This is a genomic window from Rhizobium sp. C4 (assembly GCF_021026315.1).
In the GTDB taxonomy this organism is placed as follows: domain Bacteria; phylum Pseudomonadota; class Alphaproteobacteria; order Rhizobiales; family Rhizobiaceae; genus Ensifer_A.
Map to the genome: position 1 here is coordinate 68,921 of NZ_JAJNCX010000006.1, position 12,211 is coordinate 81,131.

Sequence of the window (12,211 nt, forward strand, 5' to 3'; positions counted from 1 at the left end):
GGATTCAGGAAGCCTTAATTGACGCGCATTAAACCATGGCAACCATTTGAGGTTGTCATGGCAAATCACGAGACTGAGACAGACACGGCCGAAAACGAGCGCTCTCAGAACTGGAAGGCGCTTCCCGATGGAAGTTTCATCTGGCAGCGCAACCGCAAGGCAGAAGCGCGGATTGTACCATCGGACGTGCTCGATCAACTCAAGCGTTTGAAGAATCTGGAACAGACCCTGGTCCTGCCGCTTGGAGTTCCGGTATCTGTGCTGTCCTTCTTGGCTTACAATCACACCGTCCCCGTCCTCTGGGCCATCGGGGCTATAATTTTTTACTGTATCGCCGGGACCGGAGTTTATCTCTACTGTCAATCTCGATTGGAGCGTCTGGAACAACTCTACCCGAAGAGCGAAGGCATCCTGCAACCGGTCAAGATAGCAAATACCTTTCTCACAGGCCTCCCTGATTCAATGTTGAGACGCAGCCTTCTCGTTTCAGCGGCAGGCGCGATCGGATCGGCAATTGAATTGGGAAGCCGGATCATTTCGGAAGAACCGATTCTCCTCGGCAAGCAAAACCAACCATGGCCCGCACTCTTGCTCCTCCTGGCGGGCTGCATATTTGCCGCCTACCATCTGAACCGCGAGCGGATCAGGCGAAAACAGACGCGGCAAGCTTAGGCGCTATCAGTCGATAGTCATAGCTGAGTTGCTTTCATGTGTCATGTGTCGTAGATTATGCGACACTTGACGTATGAAAGAGTGCCATGAACACGCGCGAGACAGTCGGACAAGTCAGCGAAACGATCGACGTCGCCATGCTCTTCGGCGGTGCCAAGGGGCTTGGGCACGATGTATCGAGCCCGATCGCCGTCCATGAACTGATTCTGACCGGAATTCCGGGCGCGGCACTCGAACGCCTCGTGAAACAACTACCGGCCATTTCAGACAATAGTGACGCCTTCGAAAAAGCCTTCGGTATGAGCGAGCGGACCTATCAGCGCCACAAGGCGGACCGGACAAAGGTGCTGAGCCCCGAGCAAAGCTCACGCACCTGGAATTTCGCCCGCCTCCTCGCCAAGGCCGCCGCCGTGCTTGGCGCGCAGGCGGAGGCGGAAGCCTGGATGCTGAAGCCGGCGCTGGGCCTTGAAGGCCACCGCCCGATCGATCTCCTCGCCACCGCTGCCGGCAGCGATCTGGTGCGCGAATATCTCGACCGGCTGGATTACGGTGTCTATGCATGATGCCGCTGCCCGGCCCGCTCGGTTCGGGAAAGATCATCGGCTGGCGTCTGGATCAAAGGCGCTTTGCCGAGACATGGGATAGCGGCGAAGGCGCCTTCCTCTTCGGCGGTCGCTGGAACAGCAAGGGCCATCGCGTCGTCTATGCCGCGCTCGATCCGTCGACGGCCATTCTGGAAGTCGCGGTCCACAAGGGCTTCAAGGCGCTGGACACCGTGCCGCATGTGCTGACCGCCTTCGAAATCCTCGATCCGGAGGATGTGAAACCCGTGCTGCCATCGAATGTCGCGAACCCGAACTGGCTGCGACCATCCATCCCCAGCGCCGGCCAGCAGCAATTCGGCGACGCCCTTGTCGGCGATCATCTGTTCGTCGCGATCCCCAGCGCCGTCTCGACCATGGCATGGAATGTCGTTTTCAACCCGCAAAGGGCGTCCGGACGCTATCGCCTGCTTCACCAGCAGGAATTCGCCCTCGATCCGAGACTGCATCCGCCGGCCTGACCCTCACCAGACCTGCATCACCTCGTCCTCACCGGCGATCTCCCTGAGACGCTGGCGGGTGGCCTGCGTTGTGCCTTCCGGCAGGGCGTCGAGGGCGAAGAAGCCGGACTCGGCAATCTCCTTGTCAGGCACTTTGGGCACCTGGCAGCGCACGTCGCGGCAGACATAAAGGAGCACATGGTCGCGGTTGGTGACGCGGGTGTTGAAGTAGACGCCGAAGAGCTCCGGTGCGGCGCCGAGCGTCACATTGCCCTCTTCGAACAGTTCCCGCTCCAGCGCCTCCAGCGCCGTCTCATCCACCTCGACACCGCCGCCGGGAAACTGCCAGCCGGGCACATAGGTATGGCGCACGAGGAAGACGCGGTCCTTGTCGTCGAAAGCTGCGGAACGCACGCCGAGCGTCAGGCCGCGCTTCATCCGGAACCACAGATGCACCACGTAAAGCAGCCGGCGGCGGATGGGCCCGAGCTTGCCCGGATCGCGGGGTTGTTTCATCGTATCACACTCCGAGGCCGGCGGGCCGCCCGGTTTTGACGCACGGTCTGCGACCTGCTAACCAGTGGCCCATGTTCAGGCTTGCCCACATTTCAGATATCCATCTCGGCCCTTTGCCGGATGTGCCGCTCCGCGATCTTCTGTCGAAACGGATCACCGGTTATGTGAACTGGCATCGCAACAGACGCAAGCATCTCTTCGGCAATACGCTGGAATTATTGCTGGAGCAGATGCAGGCTCATGCACCGCATCACGTCGCGGTCACCGGCGATCTCGTCAATCTCGCTACCGCCATCGAAATCGGCAACGCTGCTGCCTGGCTCTCCGAGGTCGGCACACCGTTCGACGTGTCGGTCGTGCCGGGCAATCATGACGCCTATGTGCCGGGTGCCGCCGGCCGGGCTGCCGCCGCCTGGAACGAATACATGGCAGGCGACGCGGATGTGCTTTCGGAAGCGCGCAAGTTTCCCTATGTCCGCCGTCGCGGTCAGGTCGCCATTGTCGGCTGCTCGACGGCGGTCGCCACGCCCCCCTTCTCCGCCAACGGCTTCTTCAGCGCCGGCCAGGCGCGCCGCACGCTCGACCTGCTGCGCCAGCTCGGCGAGGAAGGCCTCGCCCGCGTCGTCCTCATCCATCATCCGCCGATCCGGGGCGCTGCCCCCAATCACAAGCGCATGGTCGGCATCCGCCGCTTCGCCGCCGTCATGCGCGAGGCGGGTGCCGAACTCGTCCTCCATGGCCACACCCATCTCAACACGCACTATACGCTCGCCGGCCGCGACCGCCCGGTCCCGGTCATCGGCATCGCCTCGGCCTCGCAATCGCCCGGAGGCAGGAAGCCGCCGGCTGCGTTCAACCTCTTCGAGATCGATGGCGAACCCGGGCGCTGGCAGGTTCTGCACAAGCGCTTCGCGCTGAACGACGACGCGCGGACATTTCAGCTGGTCGTGGACGAGGTCTTGTGAGCGCTCACGACCGCAGCTCGTAGACCTGCCCGATCTCCACCCCGTTCCATTTATAGATCAGATGCGCCCCTTGCCGGACATTGCCGAGCGTCTTTGGCCTAAACAGCGCCACGCATTCCCCGCCCTCGCGCCGCACGCTGTCATAGGCAATGCCCGCTGAACCCTGCCCGCGCAGGCGACGCGCGAGTGCCTGGGACGCGCCATAGTCATCGACCCGATAGATATCCGGCATGTCGACTGCGCGTCCGCGAACATCATGCAGGTCAGCCGCCATGTCGGCGAGATAGACGCGCATCTCGATGCCGATCGGCGCTTCTCGGGTCGCGCGCAGGAACTCCTTGCGGTGGAACTTCGTCTCGGCAATGGCCGTGTCAACATCGGCAGCGGCATAGTAGGCGCCGAATGTCGCATCGGCAAAGCGGCTGCCGGACGGATTGAGATGCGTGAAGGCCGCCATGATCACGCTCGCCCCCGGCCCGCTCACCCGCTCTTCAAGCGGCACCAGCGAAATATCGCCGACCTCCTGCCGGATCCGGTCATTGGTCAGCTCCTCCAGCGCGATCAGCGCCTCCCAATCCTCCGGCGGCGCAATGCGCTCGAAAAGATCGATGGGCGGAAAGCGCGAGGGAATGATGCGGTAGCAGGGCAACCATTCAAGCTGCGAAATGGCGATCTCCATCAGCCGCCCCGCTGCGCATCCAGATATTGCCGCACGACATAGAGGTCCGCGACATTGCCAGACAGCATGCGATCCAGCGCCGAACGCCCGCCGAACAGCGGCGCATCATTCGGCTTCTTCAGCCAGGCATCGGCCACGGCCGGTTCAGGCAGCAGGATTTGCAGCGCGCGATATATGCCGAGCAGATAGGAAATCCGCTCCAGCGTATCGCGCGAAAGCCGCGCATTATCCGCATCCGACTTCCATTTGAAGAAGGTCGATTGCGCGGAAATCCCGAGCAGCGTCATCTGCTGGGTGGCGGAAAGCTTCCACAGCTCCGCCATGTTGAAGAAGGCGCGCAAGGCCGGCCCTGCCGGAATTTTGGCCGGCTGGGTGGCGCGTTCCGCTGCCGGATGTGCGGCTGCCATGGACATGCGATCCTCCATATTTGAACTTCATGTATAAAATAGTCCAAATGTGGAGTTTTACAAGTCCTCAGTCCAGCGTCCGTCGGAACCGCATCAACGCCAGCGCCATGTAGATCAGGATGAAACCCGCCAGCACCATGATCTCGAACGACACGGCATTCCAGTCGGCCCCCTTGAGCATGATGGCGCGCACGATGCGCAGGAAATGGGTGATCGGGAAGATTTCGCCGAGATATTGCGCCCAGACCGGCATGCCGCCGAAGGGGAACATGAAGCCCGAAAGGAGGATCGACGGCAGGAAGAAAAAGAAGGTGAGCTGCATCGCCTGCATCTGCGTGCGGGCAATCGTCGAAAACGTATAGCCGAGGATCACGAGCGCAAAGACGAAGATGAGGATGGCGAAGAGCAGCAGCGTCAGCGAGCCGACGAAGGGCACGCCGAAGAGCAGCTTCGCCGCCGTCAGCACGACCACCACCTGCACCGATCCGACGCAGAGATAGGGAAGAACCTTGCCGAGCATGATCTCGATCGGGCTTGCCGGCATGGCCAGCAGGTTTTCCATCGTGCCGCGCTCGATCTCGCGCGTCAGCGCCATCGCCGTCATCATCATCATCGTCATCTGCAGGATGACGCCGAGCAGGCCCGGCACGATATTGTATTGCGTGATGCCTTCCGGATTGTAGCGCTTGTGGACGATGACCTGCAGCGCGTTGTCCGCCGCCGCTGCCGCTTCGGCCTGCTTGCCCTGCTCGCGCAGCAGCGCCTGGGCCGTCACGGTGGACAGCGTCGAGATCGCACCGGAGGCCACCGAAGGGTCGGTCGCATCGGCTTCGATCAGGATCTGCGGATTGTCGTTGCGCTCGACGCGCGTCGCAAAGTCGGACGGGATGGTGACGACGAAGGAGACCTTGCCGGACGCGATCATCGCCTCCGCCTCGTCCGCCGTCGCGCCGACCTTGATGAAACGATAGTAATTGGTGAGTTCCAGCGCCGAGACCATGGCGCGCACATATTGATCCGTCCCGGAACTGACGAGCACGGCGGGGAGATATTTCGGATCGCTGTTGATCGCATATCCGAAGAGCACGAGCTGCATCAGCGGCACGCCGAGCATCATGCCGAAGGTGATGCGGTCGCGCCGCATCTGGATGAATTCCTTGAAGAGCAGCGCCGTCAACCGGCCGAAGGAGAAGAAGGAGCTGCTCATGCCATATTGTCCTTCGACCCGGCCATGAACTGGATGAACACATCTTCGAGGCTCGTTTCACCTTCGCTCACCGTCACGCCGGGGCGATGGCGCAGCGGTTCGAGCGCCGCACTCAACCGCGCCCTGTCCTCTCCGACCACATGCAGCGCCGCACCAAAGGGTGCGACCTGATCGATATCGGGGGTCTTGCGCAACTCGTCCGCCAGATCGGCGATCTCCGGCCCCTCGACCACGAAGGTCGAAAGCCCGGCATTCGCCACCACTTCGGCCACCGTGCCGCTGGCAATCAGCGAACCATAGGCGATGTAGTGGATGCGATGGCAGCGCTCGGCCTCGTCCATGTAATGGGTGGAGACGAGCACGGTCAGCCCGCGCGCGGCCAGCCGATGGATCTCGTCCCAGAATTCGCGCCGCGCCTTGGGATCGACGCCCGCCGTCGGCTCGTCCAGCAGCAACAGCTTCGGATCGTGCATGATGCAGGCGGCGAGCGCCAGACGCTGCTTCCAGCCACCTGACAGCGTGCCGGCCAGCTGCTTGCGCCGCGCCGTCAGCCCCAGATCTTCCAGTGTCTTGGCCACATGTTCGGCCGGCGGCTTGAGCCCGTAGAGCCGCGCCACGAACATCAGGTTTTCCTCGATCGACAGGTCTTCGTAGAAGGAGAACTTCTGCGTCATGTAGCCGACTTCGTTCTTGATCTTCAGGCTCTCGGTATTGAGGTCATAGCCAAGAACCCGGCCGGAACCCGAGTCCGGCGTGAGCAGCCCGCACATGATCCGGATCGTCGTCGTCTTGCCCGAGCCGTTGGGCCCGAGAAAGCCGACGATCTCGCCCTGCGCCACGCTCATCGTCACATTGTTGACGACGGTCTTGCCGCTATAGGTCTTGGTGAGGCCTGTGACTTCGATGGCGTTCGTCATGACGCGCCACCGCCTTTGACATCCGGCCCTTTCGCATCCTCAAGCCGCACATCGACGATCTGTCCGGGCTTCAACCCGTCCGCCGACCCTTCCGGCTGTGCCTCGATCATGTAGACCAGCTTCTGCCGGTTCTCGAGCGAGTAGATGACCGGCGGCGTGAATTCCGGCCCGTCGGCAATATAGCTCACCCGCGCCCTGATGCCGGGCGCACAGCCATCGCAATTGACGGCAAGGATCGACCCCATTTTCAGCCGCGCCACATCCTTTTCCGGAATGTAGATGCGAAGCTTCACAGCCCCGTCCGGCAGAACGGAAAGCACCGGCTGCGACGGCCCCGCCACCTCGCCGGCGCGGCGGATGATGTCCTGCACGATGCCATCGGCAGGTGCGGCCAGCCGGCGCTTGCCGAGCTTCCATTTGGCCTGATCGAGCGAGGCTTCCGTCTGCTTCACGGCATCCCTGGCCGCATCGATTTCCTGGATGCGCGCCGGCAGTTGCGCGACGGCGAGATTGGCGTTTGCCTGCGCGACCGCCGCCGTAGCGAGATCCAGCGCGGTCTTCGCCTTGTCGAAATCGGATTGCGGCGCGATCCCGCGTTTCAGGAGATCGGCCTGCCGGTCGAAGGTGCGCTGGGCATCTTCCGCCTGCGCCTGCGCCGAGACAAGGTTGGCATGAATGACCGCGATCTCCTCCGGCCGCCTGCCCTGCTGCAGGTTGGCGAGTTGCGAGCGCGCCTGCCCCAGCGCCGCGGTCGCCAGCTGAACGGCGATCTCGGCATCCTGCGTTTCCATCGCCGCAAGCGGTGCGCCCACCTTGACGCGATCGCCGCGCCGCACGGAAATCGTTTCGACGCGGGCGACATCGAGCGGCGCCATCAGCACATAATCGCCCTCGACATAGCCGGTGGCGAGCGGCGCATGGGCCCCGCAGGCGGCAAACAAGCTGCTGATCAGCGGCAGCGCGCAGACAAAACCCGCCATGACATCACCCCTTCCGATGGGCTGCAATCAGCCCCTTGAGATTGGTCTTGAAGACGTCGACGAGTTCGTCGGCTTCAGCCGGCCCGATATCGGCCCAGTCCATGCGCTTGAGCACGATGGGCCGCGCGACGCGGAAATAGAGAACCTGCCCGAGCAGCGAGAACACGGCGGCCTTCACAAGCTGGCTTTCCGGATCGAGCCCCGTCGCCACGCCGAAGAGACCGCAAAGCCGCATATGCGCCCGCGAGATCAGCGTGTCGTAGATGTAATCGACCACCTCGCCGGGCTGCATGATCTCGCGCAACATGAAGGCGGCATAGGTCCCGGCATCGCGCGAGGAGACGAGAAAGCGGGCAAAGCGCTCGATCGCCGCGTCCATCATGGCCATGGCGACCTGCGGATCGGTGGGAAGATCGGTAGCAATGGCGGGCGCGGCAAAATTGGTGATCCGGTTGGCCACGAATTCCGCGCAGGCCATGCGCAGCCCCGGCTTACCGCCGAAGTGATAGGCGATGGAGCCGATATTCGCCTCTGCCGCATCGGCGATCTGCCGTGTCGACACGGCATCATAGCCATGGGCGCCGAAAAGCTTCAACGCCGCCTCGATCAGTGCGACCCGGGTCGCCTCGCCGCCTGTTTTTGTCTGCCTGGTCATGAAAATCTCCTAGCAGGAATTTTAATCAATCGATTGATTAAAATCAACCTCGCGAACATTTGATCATACTTGATTGTCTAAAATGTCCGGAACATGCTGATTTCACTCAGAAAGCCATCACCGCTTCGCCCCGATCATGATCAATCTGGAGAGACATAAATGACCACGTTCAACTTCAAGACTATCGCAGCAGCGCTGGCGCTCGCCGTCGCCATGCCGGCAGCCGCCTTTGCCGTTGGCTCGGAAACCGACCAGACCAAGCCGCCGGCCAAGACCGAGACCTCCACCAAGTGCAAGGACGGCGAAGTCTGGGACAAGGAAAAGAAGGCCTGCGTCAACCCGAAGAAGTCGAGCCTTGACGACGACACGCTCTATCAGGCCGCCCGCGAACTTGCCTATGCCGGCCAGTATCGCAACGCGCTGACCGTGCTTTCGGCCATGAAGAACCAGAACGAGCCGCGCGTGCTGAACTACAAGGGCTATGCCAACCGCAAGGCCGGCAACGTCAAGGTCGGCATGAACTACTACCAGCAGGCGCTCGCCAAGGACCCGAACTTCATCCTCGCCCGCTCCTACATGGGCATGGCCTATGTCGAGCAGGGCAACATGAAGGAAGCCAATCATCAGTTGATCGAAATCCGCGAGCGCGGCGGCAGCAACACCTGGGCCTATAATGCCCTGAAGCAGACGATCGCGTCGAAGACGCATTACTGAGCAAGCCCGCCCCGCGCGCAAGCGCGGACGGCAGGACAATCAGGTCGAACGAGAAAGGCGGTAGCGCAGGGCGCTGCCGCCTTTTTGCGTGGGCGCAAGACACCTGCCCTGTTCCCCCGGAAACAGCCGGCCGGCAAAAACTGTCGAATAAAGGATGCAACCGAAACGTCAGCCAAACGGAAACACGGATGTCAACGATTGCCAAACACGAGGAAATGGAACTGGTCCGCGCACTGCCCCGGCTTCGCCGCTTTGCCTTCACGCTGACGCGCAATGCCGCCGACGCCGACGACCTCGTGCAGGACACCTGCCACAAGGCGCTCGCGAAATATGCGATGAAGCCCGAAGGCGCGAAGCTTGAAAGCTGGCTCTACACGATGATGCGCAACATGTGGATCGACGAGGTGAGAAAGCGCAAGGTCCGCCTCGGACGCGGCGTCACGGATGCTGCGGAAGAAGCAACGCTGCAGATCGGCCCGGCGGGCGAGGATGCGGTCTATGCCAGACAGGCCCGCGCCATGATCGCCCGCCTGCCGGAAGGCCTCGCCAGCGTGTTCCTCCTGGTAAACGTCGAAGGCCACAGCTACCGCGAGGCCGCCGACATCCTGCAGATACCGATCGGCACGGTGATGAGCCGGCTATCGACGGCGCGCCTCAGACTGGCCGCCATGTTGGGAACGGAGAGATATGCAGCCTGAAAACAACACGATATTCGCAGAGGATTCAAACCCCTCGATCACGCAGACGCTGACGGCCTATCTGGACGGCGAACTGAGCGAACCGGTCCGCGAGGTGCTGGACGCGCGGCTCGCCGCAGAGCCGGCGCTTCGGGCGCTGATGGCGGAGCTTGAAAGCGGCAAGGCGCTCGGCCTCGACCTGTTTGCGGCGCTTGCGCGCGAGCCGGTTCCGCCGGGCCTGACACGGGCCGCGCGGATTACGCGGTCTGCTCGATGATCAGCTCGGCGACCCTGCCCGGGCATTCGTCCAGCAGCATATGGCCCATGCCCGGAATCCGGTGCTTGTTGAAATGCTCTGGCAGGCGATCCATCTGGTGCGAGGGCAGGATGGCATCATCGTCACCCCAGATGACTGCGACCTTCGTCTTCAGCGTTTCCAGAAGCTCGAGCGGCAAGACCCCTTGCGCCTTCACCGGCGACGACTGCTCGGTGAACATGGCGTCATAGATCTCCTCCAGCGCTTCGATCGCACCGGGCCGTTCGCGGTCCATCGCCATGCTCTCGATCACGTCCGCCGGGATTTCGACGCCGGGCGCGGTCATGATGCGCAGCGCATCGGCCAGCTCCTCCGCCGTCACCGCCTGCGCAAAACGCTCCAGCGCATGCGCATTGATTTCCGGTCCCATGCCGCCGGGCGCGACCAGCGTCAGCGATTTGACCTTCGCGCCGGCCCGCATGGCAATCAGCGCGGCGACTGCCCCGCCCATGGAATGGCCGGCGAGATGGAATTCCTTCAAGCCCTGCGCGTCGAGATCGGCAAGGATCATCTTCGCCATTCGGCCCGCGCCGCCATGCTCTTCCGTATGCAGCGAGCGGTTATGGCCGGGCAGGTCATAGGCGATCACCGGCACGTCCTCCGGCAACAGGGCCACCACCGGGTCCCACGCCGCAGCACTCCCGCCAAAGCCATGGATCAGCACCACGGGCGGTCTTGAGCTCGGATCACCGGAAATTTCCGAAAACAGCGTCATGATGATCCCTTCCCTGCTCAATGCCTGCCGATATCCGCGCAACGCGGACAGGACAACACTATCCATCAAGGGCAGCGAAATCGTGATTCAAGTCAAGGCCGATCGACCTTGTTCGGATCAATGTCATGGAACGCTTCTATCGTGGCCGCAATCCAGAGCCGACCCATCGTCTCGGAAACGGCCCTCGAACCGTGAAAGGCGTTCATCATGGAAAGCATGATCTCAACTCCCGAAAAGACCGCAGCCGCAGGCCTGCTGGTGGAAGTCACCGGCCTTCGGGATGAAATTGTCACCAAGGCAGCCCCGCTGATTGAAGCAGCGACGGCAGGCACCGACATGGCGGAAGCCGACAAGCGGACCATTGCCAATCTCTATCACTATCTCGGCTTACGCCGTCACGACATCCGCTCGCTGCAGCGGCGGCTGATGGTGCGCGGCCTGTCATCGCTCGGCCGGCTGGAAAGCCGCGTCCTGCCGACGCTGGACAGCGTGATCGCAGCCCTTGCCGAAATGGCCGATGCGGCCCCCACCGTCGATGCCCCGTCCGAAGAGGCCTTCTTTGCAGGCGAGGCCGCGCTGGAAGCGGCCACCGATGCGCTCTTCGGCCCCAGACCCTATGGCCGGCGCGGCCGCATCATGGTCACACTGCCGGGCGACGCGGCCAGCAACCCGGACCTTCTCGTCGATCTCGCCCGCCGCGGCATGGACATTGCCCGCATCAACTGCGCCCATGACAACCCGGAGGTCTGGCGGGCGCTCGCCAACCACGCCCGCAGCGCGGGGGCCGAAACAGGCCGCACCGTGCGCGTGCTGATGGACATTGCCGGCCCCAAGATCCGGACGGAAGCCGTGCTCTGCGAACGCAAGCTCGTCGCCGGCGATGCGCTTCGCCTCGTCGCAGAGGGCGAACCGTTTCTGTCGGAGGGCATCACCGCCTGCGCCGCCGTCTCGATCCCCGAAATCGTCACCCATCTCTCCGTCGGTGACCGCATCCGCTATGACGACGGCAAGCTCGAAGGCGCCGTCGAGGAGACCGACGGACGGCAGGCAACCGTCCGCGTTCGCCGCACCAAGGCCGGCGGCGCCAAGATCAGGCCGGAAAAGGGCCTGAACCTGCCGGATACGGCCCTCGGCCTCTCGCCGCTGACCGCCAAGGACGAGGAGGATCTGGCAAGCGTCGTCGAATATGCCGACATGATCGGCTATTCCTTCGTCAGCGAGCCGGCCGATATCGATCTTCTCGAAAAGGCGCTCAGCCAACGCAATCTGGCCGGCAAGACGCTGGGGCTGATTGCCAAGATCGAACAACCCCGCGCGGTCCACAATCTCCCGGCGCTGATCGCCCAGGCCAAGCGCCACCGCCACCCGTTCGGCGTGATGATCGCGCGCGGCGATCTCGCCGCCGAGATCGGCTTCGAGCGGCTGGCGGAAATGCAGGAGGAAATCCTGTGGCTCTGCGAGGCAGCCTCTGTGCCGACCATCTGGGCAACGCAGGTGCTGGAAGACCTGGTGAAGACCGGCCTGCCCTCGCGTGGCGAAATGACGGACGCGGCCATGGCCGCGCGCGCCGAATGCGTCATGCTGAACAAGGGACCGGCCATTGCCGAGGGCGTCTCCGTGCTCGATCACCTGATCGGCCGCATGGAGGGCCACATGTTCAAGAAGACGCCGATGCTGCGGGCCCTGACATCCTGGTGAAGCCAAAGCATTTCCGGGAAAGGTAGGAACCGGTTTTCCATCCGGAAATGC

Annotated in this window: 17 protein-coding genes; 8 read left to right on the forward strand and 9 right to left on the reverse strand. The window is 62.8% G+C overall.

Annotated features, from left to right (window positions below):
- Positions 1-18 precede the first annotated feature (18 nt).
- The 3 genes from LQK84_RS12320 to LQK84_RS12330 all read left to right on the forward strand — a co-directional run bounded on the left by LQK84_RS12320 (position 19) and on the right by LQK84_RS12330 (position 1,735).
- Positions 19-672, forward strand: a complete 654-nt coding sequence (locus tag LQK84_RS12320) for a hypothetical protein (protein WP_230829025.1) — start codon at positions 19-21, stop codon at positions 670-672.
- Positions 673-758: 86 nt separating this feature from the next.
- Positions 759-1,235 carry a type II RES/Xre toxin-antitoxin system antitoxin gene (gene parS / locus LQK84_RS12325; RefSeq protein ID WP_230829026.1) on the forward strand — a complete coding sequence of 159 codons (477 nt, stop codon included), beginning with the start codon at positions 759-761 and terminating at the stop codon, positions 1,233-1,235.
- On the forward strand, positions 1,232-1,735 hold the full coding sequence (locus tag LQK84_RS12330) for an RES family NAD+ phosphorylase (protein WP_230829027.1): 504 nt from the start codon (positions 1,232-1,234) through the stop codon (positions 1,733-1,735). The genes parS and LQK84_RS12330 overlap by 4 nt, the downstream gene beginning before the upstream one ends.
- 3 nt (positions 1,736-1,738) lie before the next feature.
- Here the strand turns inward: LQK84_RS12330 and LQK84_RS12335 are convergent, their stop codons facing one another.
- Positions 1,739-2,230: an NUDIX domain-containing protein gene (locus tag LQK84_RS12335; RefSeq protein WP_230829028.1), complete on the reverse strand. Its 492-nt coding sequence runs from the start codon at positions 2,228-2,230 to the stop codon at positions 1,739-1,741.
- 71 nt (positions 2,231-2,301) lie between these two features.
- Here LQK84_RS12335 and LQK84_RS12340 point away from each other — a divergent pair, with 71 nt between their 5' ends.
- Positions 2,302-3,195, forward strand: a complete 894-nt coding sequence (locus LQK84_RS12340; protein WP_230829029.1) for a metallophosphoesterase family protein — start codon at positions 2,302-2,304, stop codon at positions 3,193-3,195.
- Between the two features lie 4 nt (positions 3,196-3,199).
- On the opposite strand, the gene LQK84_RS12345 is transcribed toward LQK84_RS12340, so the two are convergent.
- The 6 genes from LQK84_RS12345 to LQK84_RS12370 form a co-directional block, all read right to left on the reverse strand.
- The gene (locus LQK84_RS12345; protein ID WP_230829030.1) at positions 3,200-3,874 is read right to left on the reverse strand and encodes an RES family NAD+ phosphorylase; all 675 of its coding nucleotides are present in this window, start codon (positions 3,872-3,874) and stop codon (positions 3,200-3,202) included.
- Positions 3,874-4,287, reverse strand: a complete 414-nt coding sequence (locus LQK84_RS12350; RefSeq protein ID WP_230829031.1) for an MbcA/ParS/Xre antitoxin family protein — start codon at positions 4,285-4,287, stop codon at positions 3,874-3,876. The genes LQK84_RS12345 and LQK84_RS12350 overlap by 1 nt, the downstream gene beginning before the upstream one ends.
- Before the next feature lie 61 nt (positions 4,288-4,348).
- A complete protein-coding gene (locus LQK84_RS12355) occupies positions 4,349-5,488 on the reverse strand; it encodes an ABC transporter permease (protein WP_230829032.1) in 1,140 nt (379 codons plus the stop codon).
- A complete protein-coding gene (locus tag LQK84_RS12360; protein ID WP_230829033.1) occupies positions 5,485-6,405 on the reverse strand; it encodes an ABC transporter ATP-binding protein in 921 nt (306 codons plus the stop codon). Before LQK84_RS12360 ends, LQK84_RS12355 begins: the two co-directional genes overlap by 4 nt.
- Positions 6,402-7,385, reverse strand: coding sequence for an HlyD family secretion protein (locus LQK84_RS12365; protein WP_230829034.1), 984 nt, complete (start codon positions 7,383-7,385; stop codon positions 6,402-6,404). Before LQK84_RS12365 ends, LQK84_RS12360 begins: the two co-directional genes overlap by 4 nt.
- 4 nt (positions 7,386-7,389) lie before the next feature.
- A complete protein-coding gene (locus LQK84_RS12370) occupies positions 7,390-8,040 on the reverse strand; it encodes a CerR family C-terminal domain-containing protein (RefSeq protein WP_230829035.1) in 651 nt (216 codons plus the stop codon).
- 159 nt (positions 8,041-8,199) lie between these two features.
- Between LQK84_RS12370 and LQK84_RS12375 the strand changes: the two genes are divergently transcribed.
- From LQK84_RS12375 to LQK84_RS12385, 3 genes are all read left to right on the forward strand, one after another.
- Complete coding sequence (locus tag LQK84_RS12375) at positions 8,200-8,754, forward strand: tetratricopeptide repeat protein (RefSeq protein WP_230829036.1); 555 nt, start codon at positions 8,200-8,202, stop codon at positions 8,752-8,754.
- 188 nt (positions 8,755-8,942) lie between these two features.
- Positions 8,943-9,452 carry an RNA polymerase sigma factor gene (locus LQK84_RS12380; protein ID WP_230829037.1) on the forward strand — a complete coding sequence of 170 codons (510 nt, stop codon included), beginning with the start codon at positions 8,943-8,945 and terminating at the stop codon, positions 9,450-9,452.
- On the forward strand, positions 9,442-9,708 hold the full coding sequence (locus LQK84_RS12385) for an anti-sigma factor family protein (protein ID WP_230829038.1): 267 nt from the start codon (positions 9,442-9,444) through the stop codon (positions 9,706-9,708). The genes LQK84_RS12380 and LQK84_RS12385 overlap by 11 nt, the downstream gene beginning before the upstream one ends.
- On the opposite strand, the gene LQK84_RS12390 is transcribed toward LQK84_RS12385, so the two are convergent.
- Both LQK84_RS12390 and LQK84_RS25125 read right to left on the reverse strand, forming a co-directional pair.
- Positions 9,689-10,462, reverse strand: coding sequence for an alpha/beta fold hydrolase (locus LQK84_RS12390; protein WP_230829039.1), 774 nt, complete (start codon positions 10,460-10,462; stop codon positions 9,689-9,691). The two genes, LQK84_RS12385 and LQK84_RS12390, sit on opposite strands and share 20 nt — an antisense overlap.
- Positions 10,463-10,554: 92 nt before the next feature.
- Positions 10,555-10,680 carry a hypothetical protein gene (locus tag LQK84_RS25125; protein ID WP_269072025.1) on the reverse strand — a complete coding sequence of 42 codons (126 nt, stop codon included), beginning with the start codon at positions 10,678-10,680 and terminating at the stop codon, positions 10,555-10,557.
- Between LQK84_RS25125 and LQK84_RS12395 the strand changes: the two genes are divergently transcribed.
- Entirely contained in the window at positions 10,670-12,160 is a 1,491-nt protein-coding gene (locus tag LQK84_RS12395; RefSeq protein WP_330166411.1) for a pyruvate kinase, read from the forward strand. The genes LQK84_RS25125 and LQK84_RS12395 overlap by 11 nt on opposite strands.
- The last annotated feature ends 51 nt before the right edge of the window (positions 12,161-12,211 follow it).

What these genes read in the sequence shown, in the direction of transcription:
- parS (WP_230829026.1), top strand. Translation starts at nt 759, where the DNA reads ATGAACACGCGCGAGACAGTCGGACAAGTCAGCGAAACGATCGACGTC.
- LQK84_RS12330 (WP_230829027.1), top strand. Translation starts at nt 1,232, where the DNA reads ATGATGCCGCTGCCCGGCCCGCTCGGTTCGGGAAAGATCATCGGCTGG.
- LQK84_RS12335 (WP_230829028.1), bottom strand. Translation starts at nt 2,230, where the DNA reads ATGAAACAACCCCGCGATCCGGGCAAGCTCGGGCCCATCCGCCGCCGG.
- LQK84_RS12340 (WP_230829029.1), top strand. Translation starts at nt 2,302, where the DNA reads ATGTTCAGGCTTGCCCACATTTCAGATATCCATCTCGGCCCTTTGCCG.
- LQK84_RS12345 (WP_230829030.1), bottom strand. Translation starts at nt 3,874, where the DNA reads ATGGAGATCGCCATTTCGCAGCTTGAATGGTTGCCCTGCTACCGCATC.
- LQK84_RS12350 (WP_230829031.1), bottom strand. Translation starts at nt 4,287, where the DNA reads ATGTCCATGGCAGCCGCACATCCGGCAGCGGAACGCGCCACCCAGCCG.
- LQK84_RS12355 (WP_230829032.1), bottom strand. Translation starts at nt 5,488, where the DNA reads ATGAGCAGCTCCTTCTTCTCCTTCGGCCGGTTGACGGCGCTGCTCTTC.
- LQK84_RS12360 (WP_230829033.1), bottom strand. Translation starts at nt 6,405, where the DNA reads ATGACGAACGCCATCGAAGTCACAGGCCTCACCAAGACCTATAGCGGC.
- LQK84_RS12365 (WP_230829034.1), bottom strand. Translation starts at nt 7,385, where the DNA reads ATGGCGGGTTTTGTCTGCGCGCTGCCGCTGATCAGCAGCTTGTTTGCC.
- LQK84_RS12370 (WP_230829035.1), bottom strand. Translation starts at nt 8,040, where the DNA reads ATGACCAGGCAGACAAAAACAGGCGGCGAGGCGACCCGGGTCGCACTG.
- LQK84_RS12375 (WP_230829036.1), top strand. Translation starts at nt 8,200, where the DNA reads ATGACCACGTTCAACTTCAAGACTATCGCAGCAGCGCTGGCGCTCGCC.
- LQK84_RS12380 (WP_230829037.1), top strand. Translation starts at nt 8,943, where the DNA reads ATGTCAACGATTGCCAAACACGAGGAAATGGAACTGGTCCGCGCACTG.
- LQK84_RS12385 (WP_230829038.1), top strand. Translation starts at nt 9,442, where the DNA reads ATGCAGCCTGAAAACAACACGATATTCGCAGAGGATTCAAACCCCTCG.
- LQK84_RS12390 (WP_230829039.1), bottom strand. Translation starts at nt 10,462, where the DNA reads ATGACGCTGTTTTCGGAAATTTCCGGTGATCCGAGCTCAAGACCGCCC.
- LQK84_RS12395 (WP_330166411.1), top strand. Translation starts at nt 10,670, where the DNA reads ATGGAAAGCATGATCTCAACTCCCGAAAAGACCGCAGCCGCAGGCCTG.
- LQK84_RS25125 (WP_269072025.1), bottom strand. Translation starts at nt 10,680, where the DNA reads ATGCTTTCCATGATGAACGCCTTTCACGGTTCGAGGGCCGTTTCCGAG.